This is a genomic window from Serratia sp. S4 (assembly GCF_000347995.1).
GTDB lineage: Bacteria > Pseudomonadota > Gammaproteobacteria > Enterobacterales > Enterobacteriaceae > Serratia > Serratia quinivorans.
The window spans coordinates 2,835,529-2,855,689 of record NZ_KB661120.1 but is presented as its reverse complement, the minus strand read 5'-3'; the positions used below and the strand labels follow the sequence as shown (position 1 = coordinate 2,855,689).

Sequence of the window (20,161 nt, the reverse complement as noted above, 5' to 3'; positions counted from 1 at the left end):
GTTTAGCCCGGGTAAGTCAGCAATTCTACCATCGCGTTGAGGTAGTTTTCGCTGGCCGCATCGGCCGAGATCGGCGGGAATTCTGCGGTAATGCAAGGCAGTGACAAATCGGCACACCAGCTGCCGAATGATCCCGGCGTCTCGTAGCCGACGCTGGTGACCAGCGGCAAAGCAAACTTATGCGAAAGCCAGACGCCGAGCTGTGAACTGGCCGGATCTTCAATACAGGCCAATGGCTCGTGGAACGACACCACCCAGTGCGGCTTCAACCGATGGATCAGATGACACAGCCCCTGGGTTTCCGGTTCGGAGCCAGGGCGGCCGCCGGTTGAGAGTTTAACATCCCGCGCTTCCGCCGCGCTGTTCCAGCGATAAACCGTATCCCCGGAACGCCAGTTGGCCGCCGGGAAGTTACGGTTCAAATCTACGCCGTTAGCGTTGGCGCGCAGCCCGAGTTGGCAACCGTCGGGATTGACCGCCAGTACTACATGGTGACGCAACTGGTTTGGTGCAATGCTGCGTAATGCGCAGGACAGGGTAACGATAGCGGCGCTCTCATCACCGTGGGTACCGGCAATAATCAGCCCGGTTTGCGGGCCGCTGACGGCCGCCGGGAAATAGAGCAGTGGTGCACCCAACAGCGAACTGCCGTAATTCTCTCCTGCAACGGCCAATTGGCCACGTTCACTGCGCGGTCGATGCTGGATCATGATGTAGTCCCTGATTTAAAGGTCGAGAGTGATTATCATTTTATTCAGTGTATTACGCTTTCGCTTAACTTTCCCAGAGCAATTTCTCACCCAGTGACAAAATTGATTGTCATAAAATCCTGAACAGTGATTCCAATTATTGATGGCTGGCGGACGATCTTGGGTTCGCTACACTGACTCCTATTATGAACAGATACACTGGAGCTCCTCATGAAAGCGATTGCAGTCAAACAACTCGGTGCTATGCCAGAACAGGTAGAGATCGCCAAACCTTCGCTACAACCCGGCCAGATCCTGGTTAAAATGGCCGCTGCCGGGCTAAACCCGGTTGACTGGCGGATAGCCGACGGCATGCTGCAGGGGAAATTGCCACACGTTTTCCCTTTGGTGATTGGTACCGACGGTGCGGGCGTGGTGGAGGCGGTCGCCGATGATGTCAGCGGATTCAGCGTCAATGAACGGGTGGCCGGCAAGTTTATGTTCGGCGTTGTCGGCGCCGGTAGCTACGCCCAGTATGCGACGATTGACCAAAAAGCGGTACTGGCGCGAGTACCTGATGAGGTGAGTTTGACCGAGGCGGCGGCCATGCCGATTGCGGCCGGTACCGCGCTGAAACTGGTTGAAAAGTTGCAACTGAGCGCGGGTGCGACTCTGTTGGTGGTGGGCGCAACCGGCGGCGTTGGGCGTTTTGTTATCCAGTTGGCCAAACGGCAGGGGCTGAAGGTAATTGCTACCGGCGGCGCCGATGCCGAGGCCGCATTGCGTGAGCTGGGGGCTGAGAAGGTGATTGATCATCACCGGGCACCCGTGCTGCAGCAGGTTCAACAACTATACCCGCAGGGCATTGACGGCATGATCGATCTGGTCAGCAATGCCGAAGGATTCAGCGCCTTACTGGTTATTCTGCGTAAGGGCGGCGTGGCGCTGAGCACCATTTGGTCGGCAGCTCCGGAGCAGATGCAGCAACAAGGCCTGCGTGGCGGCAATATTGAGGCGCAAATCAGTGCGGATGAGCTGGAGCAACTGTTACAGAGCGTCGCGCGTGGTGAGCTACAGGTGCCGGTGGAACGTCTGGTATCGATTAAACAGGCACCGGAAATGCTGGCGGAGAGCAAAGCCGGTGGCTCACGCGGCAAAACCGTGCTGAACATTGATTGGTGAAGCCAATAAAACCACGCCAGCTATTTCACCGTTATTAAACCCTATGAGTTTCAAGTTGCAGCTAGGCGGCCAACTCGCTCATCCCCAGGCGCTTACTTAAGTAAGTCACTGGGGTGAGCGAGTGCAGATAACAACGCTGCAACTTGAAAGGCGACGGGTATATACTATCGGCAAAGCTAACCCAATTACCAAACAGGGGATTTAACATGCCAGTAGCCAGAATAGTTGCCAGCTATAGCGAAAATGATAAGGATACCATCACGCTGCTGTGCGGCGTGGACGAGGAAAACCAGATCCGTCAGGGTGAATGGTTTGGCGTGGTGAAGAATGACGACGGGCGTGGCGATGAGTCCAACTATCCGTTTACCCTGCACGTCGATTACCAGAAAAACAGCTTCTATCTCGACTATGGTTTTGACGATGCCGAGTCGCGCCAGATGCAAAAAACCGATATTCATGCCAAGCCATTGGCCGAGAAAGGCTTCTTCACCATTTTTGATGAAGAAGAGGGTGAAGAATTCAGCTACCGCATCAATAGCATTCACCTTTACGACTAATAAAGCCGACTAACAGAAAATGCCCGTATCGACACCGTCGTGCGGGCATTTTTATTGCCTGGCCCCCAGTTTTTACATCTTGTCCGCCGGGAACTCTAGGTGAGACTAATCTTGTGCTATAAGATAAAAAATTCAGATGGTTAACGGGGGATGAATCAGAATGACGAGAAAAAAAATTCAACAGGGTTTTCGTTTGGCACTGTGTGCCGTGGCGATTGGCGCAGGGTTGAGCAGCGCCATGGCGGCTCAGGTTCCCCCAGGTACTACGCTGGCGGAGAAACAGGAAATAGTTCGCCATATCAAAGATGAGCCGGCCTCACTCGATCCCATTAAAGCGGTTGGCCTGCCGGAAGCACAATTGGCGCGCGATCTGTTTGAAGGGCTGGTGAACCAGGATGCCAACGGCAAGGTGATCCCCGGCGTCGCAACCCGCTGGCAAACCACCGATAACCAAACCTATATTTTCACCCTGCGTAAAGATGCGCGCTGGTCTAACGGTGACCCTGTCACGGCGAAAGACTTCGTTTACAGTTGGCAGCGGCTGGTTGAGCCGAAGAACTTGTCACCTTTTGCCTGGTTTGCCCAGTTGGCCGGCATCCAAAACGCCGATGAGATCATTACCGGCAAGCTGCCTGCCGATAAGCTGGGCGTCACCGCGCTGGATGATTACACCTTCAAAGTGCAGTTGAACAAACCGGTGCCGTATTTTGTCAGCCTGACGGCCAACTTCAGCCTGTTCCCGGTCAACAAGGCGGTGGTAGAGAAATTTGGCAACGACTGGACCAAGGTCGGCAACCTGGTCGGTAACGGCGCGTTTAAATTGCAGGAACGGGTAGTTAACGAGAAACTGGTACTGACGCCAAACGATCACTATTGGGATCATGCGCATACGGTGCTGACCAAAGTGACCTTTGTGCCGATCAACCAGGAATCCAACGCCACCAAGCGTTATCTGGCCGGCGATATCGACATCACCGAGTCCTTCCCGAAAAACATGTACCAAAAGCTGCTGAAAGACATCCCGGACCAGGTCTATACCCCGGATCAGCTCGGCACCTATTATTATGCTTTTAATACCCAACGCGCGCCGACTAACGATGTGCGGGTGCGCAAGGCATTGTCTTACGCTATCGATCGCAAGATTATCGCCGAAAAAGTGTTGGGGACCGGTGAAAAACCGGCTTACCACTTCACCCCGGATGTCACCGCCGGGTTTAAGCCGGAAGTGAGCCTGTTGCAACAGCAACCACAGGCCGAACTGGACGCCCAGGCCAAGGCGTTGATGCAGGCGGCAGGTTATGGCCCGAACAATCCGCTGAAACTGACGCTGTTGTACAACACTTCGGAAAGCCATCAGAAAATTGCGATTGCTGTGGCTTCAATGTGGAAGAAAACGCTCGGTATTGACGTCAAGCTGCAAAATCAGGAATGGAAAACCTATATCGATAGCCGTAACACTGGCAATTTCGACGTGGTGCGTGCTTCCTGGGTCGGCGATTACAATGAAGCCTCGACCTTCCTGTCGTTGTTAAGCTCAACCCACAGCGGAAATATCGCTAAATTCAAAAGTGCGGATTACGACAAACTGCTCGCGCAGGCCAGCCGAGAAACCAGTCCGGCAGCCTTGACCACTGACTACAACAAACTTGAGCAGATCATCGCCGAACAGGCACCGATCGCACCAATTTATCAGTATACCAATGGCCGATTGATCAAACCCTGGGTGAAAGGCTACCCGATCACCAATCCGGAAGACGTGGCGTACAGCCAGACGATGTATATTTTGAAGCATTGATATATTGCGATAGTCCCATGTGTTGCCATCAAACCCCGCGAGAGCGGGGTTTCTACTTAGGTGGCAGGACTATGGGGCATCAAACAATGCGCTACGGCCTGTCTTCGAAGGAAATACGCAGGCTACATCGTGGGCACAGTCGGGAACGATCAGCAAATCACGTTTGGCGTGCGGCGCAATAAACCGCCGGTCGTAAGCGGCATAGGCGATGCCGCGCTGCAGTCGGTAGGGGCCTTGCGCCTGAGCTGCGCAGGATTTATCGAGTATTTTGTAGAAAGTGCCGGGTGCGCTGCCGGTATCCTTCTCGCCTTCAAGATAGGTGATATCCGCCGATGCATAGCGCTGGCGCACCGATGTGCTGTTTTGGTCGAGAAAGGCCGGAACCGCTTCAATGCCGTATTTCCAACGATCGACGTTCGGGCAGACATCGTTCCTGTTCTCAACCCAATCAAAGCTACAGTCGCCTTGTTGGTTACAGTCGCGCCAGTCGGCAGGGCGATCATTTTTTACCGGCTGCGGCCGCCGGCTATCGAAATAGAGCCAACTGCCGGGGTCGGCGATGACGTAACGCAGTTTCACGCCGGCCGGCGGATGGGCGAACCCGACATAGTGCTGCACAAACTGTGCCCCGGCAGAGAAGCCGGCGATGGTCACCGACCGTACCGTTGGCCATTTTATTTTCAGCTCGCCAACCAGACTATCCAGTGCAGCAAATGAGCTGGTATTCCCCTGATTGTCCAGACCCCCTTCGATCCAGGAACTGCAACTCCAGAGTGCGTCATCTGCCTGTGCGGGTGGCACTCCGGGGGAGTGACAGTGTGCGGCCTGCGCATCGCTAACCGGAAACAGCGGGGCAACCAGCAGCCTGTCGTCGGTTTTGGCTGCCAGTTGAGCGGCTTTCAGCGCCGCAGCCAGGGTTTTCCCCGCATCTCTGGGGTGCCCGTGCAGTACGATTAACGCACTGTGTGGCGTGGGACCATGATATTTCGCGACGAAGTAAGGCAGGTCACCCGCTGAGTCAGCTAATTTGACCCGGTATGCATCAGCGATAGCGTCGAGTGAGTTATCTGCGGCAAACAGCGGATGAAACGGCGCCGGAGCAAACGCCAAAACTGAGGCTAACAAGAATGTCGAAGTGGATTTCATTAGGTGCCCGGCCGCGCGTTGTGCGTTATTTATCCATGTTAGCGCATAAGCACCTCCCAGGTGCAGTATTCGCACGGCTTCATCTTTGATCCGCTTACCATTAACGCTAGACTCTGGAATAACTGAAAAGCAGAGGGGATGAGGAATGGAAGTCATTGAGGGGCGCGAGTTACAGGTTCCTGACGCAGTGTATGCCTACCAGCTCGATGGCAAGGGCGGTGTAACATCGATTGATTACGATGACAAAGTCACCTGCGATGAGCCTTGCTGGCTGCATCTCGATTATGCGCACCCTGCCAGCGCCGAATGGCTGGCCACCACGCCACTGCTGCCGGATGCGGTCAGAGAGGCGCTGTCAGGAGAGAGTTCGCGGCCACGCGTCAGTAAGGTGGGCGATGGCACCATGATTACACTGCGCAGCATTAACTTTAACGCCAATTCGCGGCCGGATCAGTTGGTGACCATTCGCGTCTACATGACGGATAAACTGATCGTTTCCACCCGCCATCGCAAGGTTTTTTCCATCGACCAGGTAGTGAACGATCTGCAAAGCGGCATCGGGCCGACCAACAGTGGCAACTGGCTGGTGGAAATTTCGGATGCACTGACCGATCACGCCAGTGAGTTTATCGAGGATCTGCATGACAAGATCATCGATCTGGAAGATTCGCTGTTGGAGCAACAGGTTCCCGAGCGCGGGCAACTGGCGCTGATCCGCAAACAGCTGATCGTACTGCGCCGCTATATGGCACCGCAACGTGATGTATTTTCCCGGCTGGCCAGCGATCGTCTGCCCTGGATGAATGATGACGACCGTCGTCGCATGCAGGATATTGCCGATAGATTAGGGCGCGGCCTGGATGACTTGGACGGCAGCATTGCCCGTACCGCGATCCTTTCTGACGAAATCACCACCGTGATGGCTGATGCCATGAACCGCCGCACCTACACCATGTCATTATTGGCGATGGTGTTTTTGCCGACGACCTTTTTGACCGGGTTGTTCGGCGTTAACCTGGGCGGCATTCCAGGCGGCGGCAACCCTTTTGGTTTTGCTACGTTTTGCCTGACGCTGACCGGATTGGTGTTCGGCCTGGGCTGGTGGCTGAAGCGACGCCGCTGGCTGTAGCCAAAAAACGCTGATAACCCGGTTAACATTGAGCGATATCAACTTTTACCGGAGGGAAATGGGGCATGATCTATCTCGCAGGTGAATGCAACGTCAAGCGATGGGCGTTGTGCTCCATAATTGTCTTACTTTCTTATATTTAGAATTACTGCATAGCACATTGATTCATACGATGCCGGTTTAATCACCGGCATTTTTTTGTCTGCAATTTGCCCGTCAGGCCGCACTCTCATCCCAGAAACTGGCCTCGATCTTATGTCCGTCCAGATCCCGAACAAAGCAGCCGTAATAGGCTTCGCCATAGTGTGGCCGTGAGCCGGGGGCGCCTTCATCTGTCGCACCGGCCTGCAGCGCCTGGCGATAAAAATCATCGACCTGCTGTTTGCTGGTGGCGAAAAAACCCACGTGCAGGCCATTGCCGGTAGTGGCCGGTTTACCGTCGATCGGCACCTGCAACCAGAACTCCGGATAGTCACGCCCATAGCCAATGGCGCCAGGGTGTTCCAACACCCGCCGGCAACCTAGCGCGGCAAGAGTGCGATCGTAGAAGTCGGCTGCGGCGTCAAAATGATTGCTGCCGAGAGAAACGTGAGACAAGCAGGGGGTGATGTTCATCGGTAATCTCCAGGTGACTGTATAAAAACACAGTATAGGATAAAAACGGCACTGTCCGATGAATTCTGCTGAAATTGCGAGCGGGATCGAAAACTGATGAAGGGAAATTTCCGCCCACAGCGTGCGGGCGGAATAACGACTTACTTGATTTCGAGAACGTCTAAACGCACCGGGGCGGCTTCATCCGCATCTTCCGGTTGCCAGCCGATCGGCTGCATTGGAATATCTTCACGGTCAAAGGCCAGATCGCCACCGTCAACCACTTCGCTGCCGTGGTGAATACCTTTGAAATCAAAAAGGTTGTAGTCACTCAGGTGCGAAGGTACTACGTTTTGCATCGCGCTGAACATGGTTTCCAGACGGCCTGGATAACGTTTATCCCAGTCGCGCAGCATGTCGCCAATCACCTGGCGCTGCAGATTAGGCTGCGAGCCGCACAGGTTGCACGGGATAATCGGGAAGCCTTTGGCGACCGAGAAACGCTCGATGTCTTTTTCACGGCAGTAAGCCAGCGGGCGAATTACCACGTGCTTGCCATCGTCGCTCATCAGCTTGGGTGGCATGCCTTTCAGCTTGCCGCCGTAGAACATGTTGAGGAACAGCGTCTGCAGAATGTCGTCGCGGTGATGGCCAAGGGCAATTTTGGTGGCCCCCAGCTCGGTAGCGGTGCGGTAAAGAATGCCGCGGCGCAGGCGTGAACACAGTGAGCAGGTGGTTTTGCCCTCAGGGATCTTGTCCTTGACGATGCTGTAGGTGTTTTCCTCAACAATCTGGTATTCCACCCCCAGGCTTTCCAGATAGGCTGGCAGAATATGCTCGGGGAAACCGGGTTGTTTCTGATCGAGGTTGACCGCAACCAGTGAGAAATTGACCGGGGCGCTTTGCTGCAGGTTGCGCAAAATCTCCAGCATGGTGTAGCTGTCTTTGCCGCCGGACAGGCAAACCATGATGCGGTCGCCTTCCTCAATCATGTTGAAATCGGCGATCGCCTGGCCCACGTTACGACGCAGGCGCTTTTGCAATTTGTTCAGATTGTACTGCTCTTTTTGACTAACTGTTTGTTGTTCTGACATTTAAATCGTGCTCGTTCTCAATTGGGGGCACTATGGGCATAAAGTTTTAGGCAGCGAGTTTAGCATTCTATGGGCTGCTTGGGTATTTCATCCATCCGCTCCGGATAGCAAATGCGGTTTGCTTGCCTCAGTACACGCGGGCACGTGGCAAATCTGCCACCCGCGTGGTGTAAGCGGGAGAGAGAAACTCGCGTTTCATTGACCATGTCTGTTGGTTTCCTTGCCCGGCAAACCAGACCCCGGCATGCCCGGACTGATTGATTTTATCCAACGCGGCCATTAAGCGTGCGCTGTTAGGCCGTGGCTGATACTCATCGAACAGGTCCAACTGAGCGACGCCTTGCGAGTAAAAGTCCTGCAGCATAACGCCGGCTTTTAGATAACGGTGGCCGGGCTGCCATATCTTATCAAGGCATCGAATCGCAGCGGCGATGATGTCGCGCGTATCTTGCGTCGGCGTATTGAGCCTGATGCTCGCGGTGTTGCCGTAATACTTTTCATTGGCCGAGAAGGGGCTGGTTTTAACCCATGCATTGATATTCCGGCAATACTGGTGTTCTGCACGCAGTTTTTCTGCCGCGCGGGAAGCGTGCATGCAGATCGCCTGATGCATATCCTGGTATTCAGTGACGCGTTCGCCAAATGATCTGCTGCAAATGATTTGCTGTTTGGTGGGGGCAAACTCCTCAAGTGACAAACAGGGTTCACCACGCAGTTCACGCACCGTGCGTTCAACCACCACGCTGAAATGTTTGCGGATCATCGTGGTGCTTGCATCCGCCAGCTGCAGTGCGCTTTTGATCCCCATATTTTGCAATTCTTTGGTTATGCGCCGCCCGATGCCCCAGACTTCAGCCGCCGGTACTCTCTCCATTAGTTTTCGCTGCCGCTCCAGGTTGGAAAGGTCAACCACGCCTTGGGTCTGACTCCATTTTTTCGCCGCGTAGTTCGCCAGCTTTGCCAGCGTCTTGGTCTGGGCAATACCAACGCCGACGGTGAGGCCGGTGCATTGCAAAACGCGGGCGCGAACCTGGTGCCCGAACGTGGCCAAATCGACACAATTTTGTACCCCGGCAAGCTCCAGGAAGCTTTCGTCGATAGAGTACATTTCGGTCCGCGGTGCCATTTCTTCGAGCACGGCCATCACTCGCATCGACATATCGGCGTACAGCTCGTAGTTGCTGCTGAATGCGATACCCCCGGCACGCTCAAAGTCGTGTTTTATTTTGAAATAGGGCGCGCCTGTTTTCAGGCCCAGGGCCTTTGCCTCTTTGCTCTGCGCCACCACACAGCCGTCGTTGTTCGACAGCACAACTATCGGTCGACCACGCAGGTCCGGACGCCACAGCGTTTCACAACTTGCATAGAAGTTGTTTACATCGGCCAGGGCGTACATTATTTCAGCCTGGTGATGGTTGAAACCACCACGCCGACAATGTCCAGTTCCGCACCATCATCCGGGAGCGGTATCGGCCTGAATGTCGGGTTCATCGGCTCAAGCTGTTTGACTGGGTGCAGGCACAGGCGCTTAACCGTGAACTCGCCTGCGACGCTGGCGATCACGATATCGCCGTGACAGGCACCAATACTGCGATCGACCACCAGCATGGATCCGTCGGTGATCCCGGCCTCGATCATGCTTTCTCCTGAAGCGATCAGAAAGTAAGTCGCCGAAGGGTGGCTAATGCAGTACTCGTTGAGGTCGATCCGCGAGTGTATATAGTCTTGCGCCGGGCTGGGAAAGCCCGCCGGGACGTTATCGGCGTAAAGCGGAATGAACTGTTTCTCTGGGGTTGGCGTGGGGAAAAAGTGTTTCATGGTGCATTTCTCTGTACTGTTTTTATATACAGTATAAGCGAGTTTTAGCCATTACAACCATAAAGAAAGTCAGGGGCGAGAGGATCCACAGCTATCCCCTTGTTGGGCAAGATGATCCTCTCGGAAAATTTTTAGGGTGTGGCTTGCAGGGCCGAATGTAGCGGTGTTTTTACGCCCGGAAACGTTTTTTATCAGCCGGGAAAGGCGAGCTACGTACGGGGGGCGGTGAAAGAGGCACAGCGGCAAAGCTGGCTGGAAGCGGGGCGCGAACCGGTCGCGCCCCGATGATTTACTCGGCGGAGGATTTTTCCCCTTTGCCGGCCAGCAGGCTGAGGAAGTCGTACTTCTCCTTCAGCTCTTTCTCTGCGGCCTGATACAGCGCGCTGGCGACCTCCGGCTGCTGTGAGTTCAGGCGGCGGAAGCGCTGTTCTTTCAGCAGCGTTTCGGTCAGGTTGCTGTTTGGCGGCCGGGAGTCCAGCGCCAGCGCAGCTTTGCCCTCATCGGCACGACGTGGATCGAAGCGGTACAGCGGCCAGAAACCGGTGGCGGTCAACTGCTTCATTTGGTCGTGACTGAGCGCCAGATCGTAGCCGTGCTCTTCGCAGGGGCTGTAGGCGATAATCAGTGACGGGCCGGGATAGGCCTCGGCTTCCTGAATCGCTTTCACCGTCTGGTTGAGCTGCGCACCCAGCGAGATCTGCGCCACATACACATGGCCGTACATCATCATGCTGACGCCCAGATCCTTACGTGCCTTGCGCTTGCCGTGCTCACCGAACTTGGTGACTGCGCCCAGCGGGGTAGCTTTCGACTGTTGGCCACCGGTGTTGGAGTAACATTGGGTATCCAGCACCAGTACGTTGACGTTCTCGGTCAGGCTGAGGACGTGATCCAACCCACCGAACCCGATGTCGTAAGCCCAGCCATCGCCGCCAATCAACCAGATGGACTTATCTACCAGATAATCGGCGTCGGTCGCCAGTTGGCGTGCATCATTGCCTTCAATTTTCGCCAACAGGCCGCGTAGTTCAGCAATCTGCTGGCGGCGCGGTTCCGGTGCTATATCTTCCATCTGCAGAGCATTAACCAATTGTGTCGGCAACTGCGGTGCCAGCGTGTTCAACAGGCGCAATACGCGGCTGCGGTGCTGGTCGACAGTCAGGCGGAAACCCAGACCGAATTCGGCGTTGTCCTCAAACAGCGAGTTGGCCCAGGCCGGGCCGCGCCCTTCGGCATTGGTGGTGTAAGGCGTGGTGGGCAGGTTACCGCCGTAAATGGATGAGCAGCCGGTGGCATTGGCAATCAGCAGCCGGTCGCCATAAAGCTGGGTCAACAGTTTGATATACGGCGTTTCGCCGCAGCCAGAACAGGCGCCGGAGTATTCGAACAGCGGCGAAATCAGCTGTGAGGTACGAATATCGATACGCTCGAGCTGCGATGGGTCGATCTCCGGCAGTTGCAGGAAGAAGTCGTAGTGTTCTTTTTCCACTGCCAGATGATCCAGCCGTGGCGCCATGTTGATGGCCTTGATGTCAGGATCCTGGCGGTCTTTCGCCGGGCACACCTCAACGCACAGGTTGCAGCCGGTACAGTCTTCCGGCGCCACCTGCAGCACGTATTTCTGGCCGCGCATATCTCGCGCTTTTACATCCAGCGATTGCAGCGAGGTAGGGGCATTCTCCATGGCCTCCGGCTGAACCACTTTGGCGCGAATGGCGGAGTGTGGGCAGGCGGCAACGCAGTGGTTGCACTGGGTGCACAGATCCGGCTGCCAGATAGGGATCGCCTCGGCGATATTGCGTTTTTCCCACTGGGTGGTGCCCACTGGCCAGGTGCCGTCCGGCGGGAAGGCGGACACTGGCAGTGCATCGCCCAATCCGGCCAGCATCGCGGCGGTGACGGTTTTGACAAAGTCAGGCGCGGCGTCGGAAACGATTGGCGGTCGCATTGGACTGCTGTCGTTAACCTGCTGCAGCGGGATCTCAATCAGTGCATCGAGCGTAGCGGCCAGCGCCTGCCAGTTGCGTTCAACAATATCCTGGCCTTTGCTGCTGTAGCTGCGGGCAATGGCGTCGCGCAATTGCTGCAGTGCCACATCGCCCGGTAGGATCTGAGTCAGGTGGAAAAACGCCATCTGCATCACGGTATTGATACGCGCGCCAAGTCGGCATTCCCGCGCCAGTTTGGCGGCGTTGATGATGTAAAATCGCGCCTGACGCTGTTGCAGCACCGCCTGCACTTCCTGCGGCAGCCGCGACCAGGCTTCTTCTGCACCGTACGGGGTATTGAGCAGGAAAATGCCGCCGGGTTTCAGGCGCTCCGCCATCTGGTAGGTATCGATAAACTGCAACTGGTGGCAGCCGACGAAATCGGCGCGACTGACCAGATAGGCCGAGTTAATTGGCTGCTCACTGACGCGCAGATGCGACACCGTCAGGCCACCGGCCTTTTTCGAATCGTAGACAAAATAGCCTTGGGCATAGAGCGGCGTGCTGTTGCCGATGATTTTGATGTTGTTTTTGGTGGCGGAAACCGACCCGTCGCTGCCCAGGCCGTAGAATAACGCCTCCAGTGAGGCACGCTGTGGCAGGGTTTCTTCACTGAGCGGCAGGGAAAGGCCAGTCACATCGTCAAAAATACCGACGGTAAAACGTGGGCGCGGTTTGTCCAGCGTCAGTTCTTTAAATACCGCCAACGCGCAGTCCGGCCCGAACTCTTTCGAGGACAATCCATAACGGCCACCGATCACCATCGGCATGTTGGCGCGTTCACCCCGGCTGAAGGCTTCGGCCAGCGCGGTCATCACGTCCAGATACAGTGGCTCCGCCAGCGCGCCTGGCTCCTTGGTGCGATCCAGTACGGCGATTTTCGTTGCGCTTGCCGGCAGCACGCTGAGCAGGTGTTGCGCGGAAAAGGGGCGAAACAGTCGTACTTTCAGCACGCCGACTTTTTCGCCGCGAGTCAGCAGGGCGTCGATCGCTTCTTCGCAGGTACCGATAGCGGACCCCATCAGGATCACGACGCGTTCGGCCTGTGGATGACCGTAATATTCAAAAGGCTGATAGGCCCGGCCGGTGATCTGGGCAAACTTGTCCATCGCATCAATCACGTGCTGACTGGCCGCGTTATACCAGGGATTGGTGGCCTCACGGGACTGGAAATAGGTATCCGGGTTGGCGGAGGTACCGCGCACCACGGGATGGTCCGGTGACAGCGCGCGGCTGCGGTGCGCATCAATCGCTTCCTGCGGCAGCATCTGGCGCAGGGTATCGTCGCTCAGCGGGACGATCTTGTTGATTTCATGCGAGGTGCGGAAACCATCAAAAAAGTGAATAAACGGCAGGCGACTGTTGAGGCTCGCCGTTTGAGAAATCAACGCAAAGTCTTGCGCCTCCTGCACGTTACTGGCGCACAGCATGGCGCAGCCTGTCTGGCGTACCGCCATCACGTCGGAATGGTCGCCGAAAATCGACAGTGCGTGCGTAGCGATGGTCCGTGCGGCGACGTGCAGAACAAACGGCGTCAGTTCACCGGCCAGTTTGTACAGCGTCGGGATCATCAACAGCAGGCCCTGCGACGAGGTAAATGAGGTCGACAGTGCGCCGGTTTGCAATGCACCGTGCACGGTGGCGATCGCACCGCCTTCCGACTGCATTTCCACCACTCGCGGTACGTCGCCCCAGATATTCTGACGGCCGTCGCCGGACCAGGCATCGGCCTGTTCCGCCATGGTCGAACTGGGTGTAATCGGGTAGATGGCAATCACTTCGCTGGCGCGATAGGCCACGGAAGCGACTGCGTTATTACCATCTGTAGTAATCATCGACTTTACCTTTCATTGCTCAAAAAGCCGCAAAAGTCGCCTCTTGCAGTAATTAACAAAGTCTAGCAGAGGGATATATTGGCCCTTTATCGCATTTGTGTGACGGTGGAAAAATCGACCAGAGTTACTGTAAGTTGATATTTCCAGCATTAAAATCATGCCGCGAAGACGAATTGTCATGGTTGTTTAACGACAATTTATTTCCAGCGCGTCATACTGTTGAACAGGTGAACTTACGGAAGAAAAAACGATGAGCGGATTTATGTATTTAGCCATGGCGATTGTGGCGGAAGTGGTCGCCACTACCATGCTGAAAGCCTCTGAGGGCTTTACCCGCCTGTGGCCGTCGCTGGTGGTGGTGGTCGGTTACGCGGTCGCTTTTTGGGGGCTGTCGATGGTGGTTAAAACCATGCCTCTGGGTATTGTCTACGCTATCTGGTCCGGTATGGGCATTGTTCTGGTGTCCATTGCGGCAGTATTTGTTTATCAGCAAAAACTGGATTTACCGGCAGTTCTCGGGATGGGGCTAATTATTGCCGGCGTACTGGTGATTAATTTACTGTCGAAAACGGCGGCGCACTGATTGTTATTTTAAGGTGAACATAGCCAGCGTGACATTCAGTGACGCTGGCTGAACGCCTCAGTAATAATAACTGAAAATAATGAATCAGTTATATTCACCCAGTAACAAAACCAACGCTGTTCTTTTACTATTGTCTGACAATTCCCAGCCCGTCTATTGCTCCCAATCCGCTCCTTCAAACCTGTTATCGCACGTGTCGTCCAGACCGCACGCGGGCTGCTCCGTGAGCTGCGTGAAAGCCGCGGTGACGACAAGAATGATCGCAACGTTCAAATAAACGCCAAATAATTGCAGGAATATATTTTCATTATTTATATATCAGGCTAGATTAAATAGGTTTGCATCAAAGATAACGAAACGTGTCCGTAATAAGTGACGCGAGTTATACCCTTTGGGTTTCGAGTTGCAGCTAGGCGACCAGCTTGCTCATCCCCAGGCGCTTACTTTAGTAAGTAACTGGGGTGAGCGACAAATCTGTCGGGAACAGATTTGAACGCTGCTTGCAGCGGCCCTCTAAGGGCAAGACCCACGGATGGGTCTTGTAACGCAGGTAACAACGCTGCGGCTTGAAAGACGACGGGTATATCGGCAATGGCGATTTTACACAGCTTAGTTCCGGGTTCAGGAGTGGAGTAATGACAACATCAAAATGGTTGCTGGCCGGTGCCGTGTTGCTTTTGGCCGCATGCAGCAGCAAAAATGAAGAGCCAGTACAGCAGGGTAACAGTGCCAGAATCAATACCTTACAGACCAGCGCGAACTGCGCCAGCGTGGGCGGTACCACTACCGTGACGCACAATTTAAACGGCGAGGCGGTAAGAATGTGCCAGATGCCGAATGGTAAGCAATGCGAAGAATGGACGCTGGGTCAGGGAGCCTGTTCAACCGCCGGTTAAACAGCAAAGAACACCAGGCCACCTGGGCCTGGTGAACAGGGATTACTGCACCCAGTCTCGCTGGGTATAGACCAGGACGTGGCCGCTGCCGCTCAGAGTCAATTTCTGAGCGCTGAGGGTGACTTTTGCCCCTTTGCCCAGCACGTCGCCAATCACCCAATCCCACTGGTTGAGTTGCGGGTCTGAGCAGGCCATGCGGGTTGAAGCCAGCCCAGGCACCGTCAACACGCCGTCTTGCAATTGGCCGCTACCAAAGAAGTGGTTACACATGGCGCCGGAAACGTGCATTTTCTCACCGAACTCAAGATTGGGTCCGTTGCCGGGGCGTGACTTTACCGCCACGCCATCGACGCTTTGCAGCGCAAAATTGTGATGCAACAGATCGCTTTCTGTCACCGTTTTACCGTTCTGGCTCATACCACACCCCGCTAACAGCAGCGCCGTTAACGCCACTGAGATGGACTTTTTCATCGACTTTCCTTGTTAAAAATATCAGGCATTAAGCTGATTCGGGCAGTTCTCGCCCTGTTCCAATTGGTGAATGTTTTTCAGCGTGGTTTCCGAGATGCTGGTCAGCGCCTCTTCGGTCAGGAAAGCCTGATGGCCGGTAAACAGCACGTTGTGGCAGGCTGACAGGCGGCGGAAGATATCGTCCTGGATCACGTCATTGGATTTGTCTTCAAAGAACAGATCGCGTTCATTCTCATACACATCCATTCCCAGTGCGCCGATTTTCTGCTGTTTCAAGGCATCAATCGCCGCCGAGGAGTCAATCAGTGCGCCACGGCTGGTGTTGATAATCATCACGCCGTTTTTCATCAGACTGAAAGCATCACTGTCCAGCAGATGGTGGTTTTCCGGCGTCAACGGGCAGTGCAGGGTGATCACGTCGGACTGTGCGTACAGCGTTTTCAGATCGACATATTCGGCACCCATCTCCAGCGCTTGTTCGCTTGGGTAGGGATCATAAGCCAATAGCTTCATGCCAAACCCTTTCAGGATCCGCATGGTGGCGATGCCAATTTTACCGGTGCCAATCACCCCGGCGGTGCGGTTATGCATATTGAAGCCAATCAACCCCTCGAGCGAGAAGTTGGCATCGCGGGTACGCTGATAAGCGCGATGAATACGACGATTCAGGCACATCATCATACCCACGGCGTGTTCAGCGACCGCTTCCGGCGAATAGGCCGGTACGCGTACCACTTTGATGCCCAATTCTTTGGCGGCGTCCAGATCCACGTTATTGAAACCGGCGCAGCGCAGGGCCAGGATTTCCACCCCCAGCGCCGCCAGTTCTTCAAGGACTTCACGGCTGCCGTCGTCGTTAACGAAGATACAGATGGCTTTGCAACCGGCGGCGTTTTTGGCGGTTCTTTTACTGAGCAGGAAATCGAAAAACTCCAGCTCGTAGCCAAACTGCTGATTCACCAGTTCGAGATATTTACGGTCATACTGTTTAGTGCTGTATATCGCCATTTTCATCGTGGTTTCTCCAGCGTCATTTTTGTGATCAATTTAACAGATTTTAGTAAATTCTACAATTGGTTAGCCGGTTTCGGTAACGTTAAAAAGGGGTAACTACCATCGCCTGGGGCGGTATCAATTAAGGGTAGCTGGCGACGCTGGAGTATGGCGGATATTCGTGGTGGGTGGGTTGGCAAGGCGATGTGCGGCGCAAGGCTCTTTCGGCCTGAGCCAAAAAAAATCCCCACGGGGGGTGGGGAATGGCTTCTCAGTATAGTTAGCTAGCAGCTGACTTTTGTTAGAATGCTTGCAAGACTATTAATGATCAAATGTAACGACAATAACAAAAGTCTGAAATAGGTCATATTCATGTGATGAATATGTAACTAAAACTTACAGCATCCGCAGCAATGGCTATAAAAGCCCCGGTACAAGGTATCTTCTTCGGTCTCAGCTTCACCCTATGTCAAATTCATGCCATCATTATTGCCAATTCAGGCATAGACTTAGCCTAAACCTAAACGGTCTTTGGCCCGGGCAAAGGGCGCCTAACTCAGGAATGAAACAATCATTTAATGACTAAGCGATTGAAAGTATTCATAGGGATTGTGGTGAGTGTGCTGATCCTGCTGGTGGCGCTGTGGCAGACTCTGCCGCGCTGGCTGCCGCGTGTGCTCTCGCACTGGTTACCGCAGGGCAGCCAGTTGGTTTTGCAGGGCAAACTACAGTGGCGGCAGGGCGCCTTGCAGTTGGATGGCGCCCGCTTTTTAGCGCAAGATTGCCTGCTTGCCAGTGCCGGCCTAACCCGATTGGCGTATCAGCAAGGGCGCTGGCAACTGATCGGCGACAAGCTGCATGTCGATACGGCCTGCCTATCAAAATTGCCTGCCGGTGATGCCAATAGCGCCCCCCTGGCGCTTGACCAACTGCAAAAACAACTGCCGCTGCTGGATATCACCATTAAGGATCTCTCGGTGCTGCCGTGGCAATTCTATGCCGGTAAACTGCAGATACACGCCACCGCAGAAGGCCAGAGCCTGCAATATCAAGGCCCCAACATCAGCGTTGACGCGCTGCTGGATCAACATCAACAACTGACGCTGAACAGCCTGACGCTCACCGCGCCCAACAGCCCGCAGCCGCTGCATCTGACCGGCAAAATCAGCATTCCGCTGGATTTGGACAGCATGCCGACGCAAGGCGCACTGCAGGGCGAACTGCAGACCGCTTATCTGGAAAAGCCTTTGCTGCTGGATATGCGCTGGCAACAGCAGCAGGGGGTGATGACGCTGACAGAAAAGGGGGCAGATAAACCCTTGGCCACCTTGCCGTGGGAGATCAACCCGCAGCAGGTGAGTATCAAGCAGGGCGAGTGGCGCTGGCCGTACAGTCAGCAACCGCTTAACGGCGGCTTGAGCATCGCGCTGCATGACTGGAGCAAAGGCTTTGATGAAGCCCAGATCAGCGCCCGTTTAAATGTGATCACCGACGGCCATAACGGCAAGGGCAACGCGGTGTTGACGCTGGGGCCGGGTAAGGTCGGGCTAATCGACAGCGACTTACGCTTCCAACTGACCGGTCAGGCGAATATGGCCGATTTTTCCATGACCGCTTCCATCCCCGGCATCATCAGCGGCACTATTCTTAACCCGACGCTGGTGTTGCAGTCAGGGGCACTGCTGCGTTTGTGGGGCAACGCCACACCGGAAATGAAACTGGAAGAAGCGCGGTTGCCGCTGGCCGGCGTGAAGGTCACCGCGGGCGGCATCACCGGCCGCCTGCAGGCGATCATCAATGCCAGCGACAGCTATTGGGGCCGTTTTAAACTGCATCTGGACGGCAAGGCCCAGGATTTTTGGCCGGATCACGGTAACTGGCAATGGCGCTATTGGGGTAACGGCCAGTTGCCGCCGCTACAGGCTGCCTGGGACGTCGCCGGCAGCGGCAGTTGGCAGGACAGCACTTTGGTGCTCGATCGCCTTTCTACCGGTTTTGATCAATTGAAGTACAGCATGGTGACGGTAGACGCACCGCGTCTCAGTCTTAGCCAACCGCTGCGTTGGCAGCGTGACCAGCAGGCCCCGGCATTCAATGGCGAACTGCAGCTGGTTTCCGGCAAGGTTAGCTTCACCAACGGGGGGGACCTGCCGGCCCCGGTGCTGGCGCTGCAGCTCAAGGGCAAGGCGCCGGACAGTTTCCAGCTACAGGGTAAACTGCAGGCGGAACAGATTGGGCCGATAGCACTGCGAGGCCGCTGGGACGGTGAGCGTTTGCGCGGAGAGGGCTGGTGGCCAAAACAGTCGATGGAAGTGTTCCAACCCTTGATCTCACCCGATCTGAATATCAAACTGCGCGACGGCGAGTTTTATGCCCAGTCGGCCTTCTCTGCGGCCCGGGTACAGGGCTTTGAGGCCGGTGGCCACTGGGTGGTGAAAAACGGCGGCATGTGGCTGAAAGACGGCGAGATGAGCGGCCTGGATTTTGTGATGTCCTACCGACTGAAAAACCATCTCTGGCAGTTGGGGGCCAAAAAGCCGGTGATGTTACGCATCAGGTCATTCAGCAACCTGTTTGAAATGCAGAATATTACCGCCGATCTCCAGGGGACCTATCCGTACAGCGAACAGGCACCGCTGACGCTGAGCAACGTCGGAATGGATGCATTAAACGGTCATATCAGCCTGTCGGCGCTGCGGATGCCGCAGCATGACGCTGCCGTATTGAAACTGGATAAAGTTGATCTCAGCGCCTTGTTTACCGCGCTGAAGCCAAAACAGTTTGCCATGTCCGGGCGGGTGGACGGCGAACTGCCGCTGTATCTCAATCATCCCAAATGGCTGGTACGCAACGGTTGGATCGCCAACTCGGGCATGCTGACGCTGCGGCTGGACAAGGATATGGCCGATGCTATCGGCAGCAATAATCTGGCGACCGGCGCGGCGATCGACTGGCTGCGCTATATGGAGATTAACCGCTCGAAAGCCAGGGTTGATCTCGACAACCTCGGTGAGCTGACGCTGAAGGCGCGCATTGACGGGGTTAATCCGCAAAAAAGTGCCAAACGAGAAGTTATCCTGAACTATAGCCATCAGGAAAACGTGTTTCAGCTGTGGCGCAGTCTGCGCTTTGGCGACAATTTACAGGAGTGGCTGGAACAGGCCCTCTCAAAACCTGGGGAACAACCATGAAAATCATCAGCGGGCCATTGCTGGTCGCCGTGCTGGGCACGTTTTTGCTGAGCGGCTGCGTGCCGCGCATCGAGGTCGCGACGCCTAAAGATCCGATCACCATCAACATGAACGTGAAGATCGAGCATGAGATCCACATCAAGGTAGATAAGGACGTTGATAATCTGCTGAAAACCCAAAGCGGCCTTTTCTAGGAGCCA

Annotated in this window: 17 protein-coding genes; 8 read left to right on the top strand and 9 right to left on the bottom strand. The window is 55.1% G+C overall.

Annotated elements, in window-relative coordinates; translation table 11 throughout:
* Window positions 1-2: 2 nt before the first annotated feature.
* Window positions 3-710 (bottom strand): murein tripeptide amidase MpaA, encoded by a 708-nt coding sequence (mpaA, locus tag SERS4_RS0114070; RefSeq protein ID WP_012145342.1) that lies wholly within the window; start codon window positions 708-710, stop codon window positions 3-5.
* A gap of 210 nt (window positions 711-920) precedes the next feature.
* Between mpaA and SERS4_RS0114065 the strand changes: the two genes are divergently transcribed.
* From SERS4_RS0114065 to SERS4_RS0114055, 3 genes are all read left to right on the top strand, one after another.
* On the top strand, window positions 921-1,871 hold the full coding sequence (locus SERS4_RS0114065; RefSeq protein WP_017892994.1) for an NADP-dependent oxidoreductase: 951 nt from the start codon (window positions 921-923) through the stop codon (window positions 1,869-1,871).
* A 206-nt stretch (window positions 1,872-2,077) separates the two neighbouring features.
* The gene (locus tag SERS4_RS0114060; RefSeq protein ID WP_012145340.1) at window positions 2,078-2,428 is read left to right on the top strand and encodes a hypothetical protein; all 351 of its coding nucleotides are present in this window, start codon (window positions 2,078-2,080) and stop codon (window positions 2,426-2,428) included.
* A gap of 160 nt (window positions 2,429-2,588) precedes the next feature.
* Window positions 2,589-4,223 (top strand): ABC transporter substrate-binding protein, encoded by a 1,635-nt coding sequence (locus SERS4_RS0114055; RefSeq protein ID WP_017892993.1) that lies wholly within the window; start codon window positions 2,589-2,591, stop codon window positions 4,221-4,223.
* Between the two features lie 69 nt (window positions 4,224-4,292).
* Here SERS4_RS0114055 and SERS4_RS0114050 read toward each other — a convergent pair whose 3' ends face one another.
* Window positions 4,293-5,369, bottom strand: a complete 1,077-nt coding sequence (locus tag SERS4_RS0114050) for a hypothetical protein (RefSeq protein ID WP_017892992.1) — start codon at window positions 5,367-5,369, stop codon at window positions 4,293-4,295.
* Window positions 5,370-5,514: 145 nt separating this feature from the next.
* Between SERS4_RS0114050 and zntB the strand changes: the two genes are divergently transcribed.
* Window positions 5,515-6,498, top strand: coding sequence for a zinc transporter ZntB (gene zntB / locus SERS4_RS0114045; protein ID WP_017892991.1), 984 nt, complete (start codon window positions 5,515-5,517; stop codon window positions 6,496-6,498).
* A gap of 216 nt (window positions 6,499-6,714) precedes the next feature.
* On the opposite strand, the gene SERS4_RS0114040 is transcribed toward zntB, so the two are convergent.
* From SERS4_RS0114040 to nifJ, 5 genes are all read right to left on the bottom strand, one after another.
* Window positions 6,715-7,113: a VOC family protein gene (locus SERS4_RS0114040; protein ID WP_012145336.1), complete on the bottom strand. Its 399-nt coding sequence runs from the start codon at window positions 7,111-7,113 to the stop codon at window positions 6,715-6,717.
* A 140-nt stretch (window positions 7,114-7,253) separates the two neighbouring features.
* On the bottom strand, window positions 7,254-8,186 hold the full coding sequence (gene ttcA, locus SERS4_RS0114035) for a tRNA 2-thiocytidine(32) synthetase TtcA (RefSeq protein ID WP_017892990.1): 933 nt from the start codon (window positions 8,184-8,186) through the stop codon (window positions 7,254-7,256).
* Window positions 8,187-8,313: 127 nt separating this feature from the next.
* A complete protein-coding gene (umuC, locus tag SERS4_RS0114030) occupies window positions 8,314-9,582 on the bottom strand; it encodes a translesion error-prone DNA polymerase V subunit UmuC (protein WP_017892989.1) in 1,269 nt (422 codons plus the stop codon).
* Complete coding sequence (umuD, locus tag SERS4_RS0114025; protein ID WP_017892988.1) at window positions 9,582-10,004, bottom strand: translesion error-prone DNA polymerase V autoproteolytic subunit; 423 nt, start codon at window positions 10,002-10,004, stop codon at window positions 9,582-9,584. Before umuD ends, umuC begins: the two co-directional genes overlap by 1 nt.
* 289 nt (window positions 10,005-10,293) lie before the next feature.
* Window positions 10,294-13,827, bottom strand: coding sequence for a pyruvate:ferredoxin (flavodoxin) oxidoreductase (nifJ, locus tag SERS4_RS0114020; RefSeq protein WP_017892987.1), 3,534 nt, complete (start codon window positions 13,825-13,827; stop codon window positions 10,294-10,296).
* 250 nt (window positions 13,828-14,077) lie between these two features.
* Here nifJ and SERS4_RS0114015 point away from each other — a divergent pair, with 250 nt between their 5' ends.
* Together SERS4_RS0114015 and SERS4_RS0114010 are read left to right on the top strand one after the other, a co-directional pair.
* Complete coding sequence (locus SERS4_RS0114015; protein ID WP_012145331.1) at window positions 14,078-14,410, top strand: SMR family transporter; 333 nt, start codon at window positions 14,078-14,080, stop codon at window positions 14,408-14,410.
* 635 nt (window positions 14,411-15,045) lie between these two features.
* Window positions 15,046-15,306 (top strand): DUF333 domain-containing protein, encoded by a 261-nt coding sequence (locus tag SERS4_RS0114010; RefSeq protein ID WP_017892986.1) that lies wholly within the window; start codon window positions 15,046-15,048, stop codon window positions 15,304-15,306.
* Between the two features lie 42 nt (window positions 15,307-15,348).
* Here SERS4_RS0114010 and hslJ read toward each other — a convergent pair whose 3' ends face one another.
* Window positions 15,349-15,777 (bottom strand): heat shock protein HslJ, encoded by a 429-nt coding sequence (gene hslJ, locus SERS4_RS0114005; protein ID WP_017892985.1) that lies wholly within the window; start codon window positions 15,775-15,777, stop codon window positions 15,349-15,351.
* Window positions 15,778-15,798: 21 nt separating this feature from the next.
* Window positions 15,799-16,791 carry a 2-hydroxyacid dehydrogenase gene (locus SERS4_RS0114000; RefSeq protein WP_012145328.1) on the bottom strand — a complete coding sequence of 331 codons (993 nt, stop codon included), beginning with the start codon at window positions 16,789-16,791 and terminating at the stop codon, window positions 15,799-15,801.
* Between the two features lie 557 nt (window positions 16,792-17,348).
* Between SERS4_RS0114000 and SERS4_RS0113995 the strand changes: the two genes are divergently transcribed.
* A complete protein-coding gene (locus SERS4_RS0113995) occupies window positions 17,349-19,961 on the top strand; it encodes a YdbH family protein (protein ID WP_017892984.1) in 2,613 nt (870 codons plus the stop codon).
* Complete coding sequence (locus tag SERS4_RS0113990; protein ID WP_012145326.1) at window positions 19,958-20,155, top strand: YnbE family lipoprotein; 198 nt, start codon at window positions 19,958-19,960, stop codon at window positions 20,153-20,155. Before SERS4_RS0113995 ends, SERS4_RS0113990 begins: the two co-directional genes overlap by 4 nt.
* Window positions 20,156-20,161 lie beyond the last annotated feature (6 nt).

Excerpts from the sequence above, each read along its gene's own strand:
- mpaA (WP_012145342.1), bottom strand. The coding sequence starts at position 710 with ATGATCCAGCATCGACCGCGCAGTGAACGTGGCCAATTGGCCGTTGCA.
- SERS4_RS0114065 (WP_017892994.1), top strand. The coding sequence starts at position 921 with ATGAAAGCGATTGCAGTCAAACAACTCGGTGCTATGCCAGAACAGGTA.
- SERS4_RS0114060 (WP_012145340.1), top strand. The coding sequence starts at position 2,078 with ATGCCAGTAGCCAGAATAGTTGCCAGCTATAGCGAAAATGATAAGGAT.
- SERS4_RS0114055 (WP_017892993.1), top strand. The coding sequence starts at position 2,589 with ATGACGAGAAAAAAAATTCAACAGGGTTTTCGTTTGGCACTGTGTGCC.
- SERS4_RS0114050 (WP_017892992.1), bottom strand. The coding sequence starts at position 5,369 with ATGAAATCCACTTCGACATTCTTGTTAGCCTCAGTTTTGGCGTTTGCT.
- zntB (WP_017892991.1), top strand. The coding sequence starts at position 5,515 with ATGGAAGTCATTGAGGGGCGCGAGTTACAGGTTCCTGACGCAGTGTAT.
- SERS4_RS0114040 (WP_012145336.1), bottom strand. The coding sequence starts at position 7,113 with ATGAACATCACCCCCTGCTTGTCTCACGTTTCTCTCGGCAGCAATCAT.
- ttcA (WP_017892990.1), bottom strand. The coding sequence starts at position 8,186 with ATGTCAGAACAACAAACAGTTAGTCAAAAAGAGCAGTACAATCTGAAC.
- umuC (WP_017892989.1), bottom strand. The coding sequence starts at position 9,582 with ATGTACGCCCTGGCCGATGTAAACAACTTCTATGCAAGTTGTGAAACG.
- umuD (WP_017892988.1), bottom strand. The coding sequence starts at position 10,004 with ATGAAACACTTTTTCCCCACGCCAACCCCAGAGAAACAGTTCATTCCG.
- nifJ (WP_017892987.1), bottom strand. The coding sequence starts at position 13,827 with ATGATTACTACAGATGGTAATAACGCAGTCGCTTCCGTGGCCTATCGC.
- SERS4_RS0114015 (WP_012145331.1), top strand. The coding sequence starts at position 14,078 with ATGAGCGGATTTATGTATTTAGCCATGGCGATTGTGGCGGAAGTGGTC.
- SERS4_RS0114010 (WP_017892986.1), top strand. The coding sequence starts at position 15,046 with ATGACAACATCAAAATGGTTGCTGGCCGGTGCCGTGTTGCTTTTGGCC.
- hslJ (WP_017892985.1), bottom strand. The coding sequence starts at position 15,777 with ATGAAAAAGTCCATCTCAGTGGCGTTAACGGCGCTGCTGTTAGCGGGG.
- SERS4_RS0114000 (WP_012145328.1), bottom strand. The coding sequence starts at position 16,791 with ATGAAAATGGCGATATACAGCACTAAACAGTATGACCGTAAATATCTC.
- SERS4_RS0113995 (WP_017892984.1), top strand. The coding sequence starts at position 17,349 with ATGACTAAGCGATTGAAAGTATTCATAGGGATTGTGGTGAGTGTGCTG.
- SERS4_RS0113990 (WP_012145326.1), top strand. The coding sequence starts at position 19,958 with ATGAAAATCATCAGCGGGCCATTGCTGGTCGCCGTGCTGGGCACGTTT.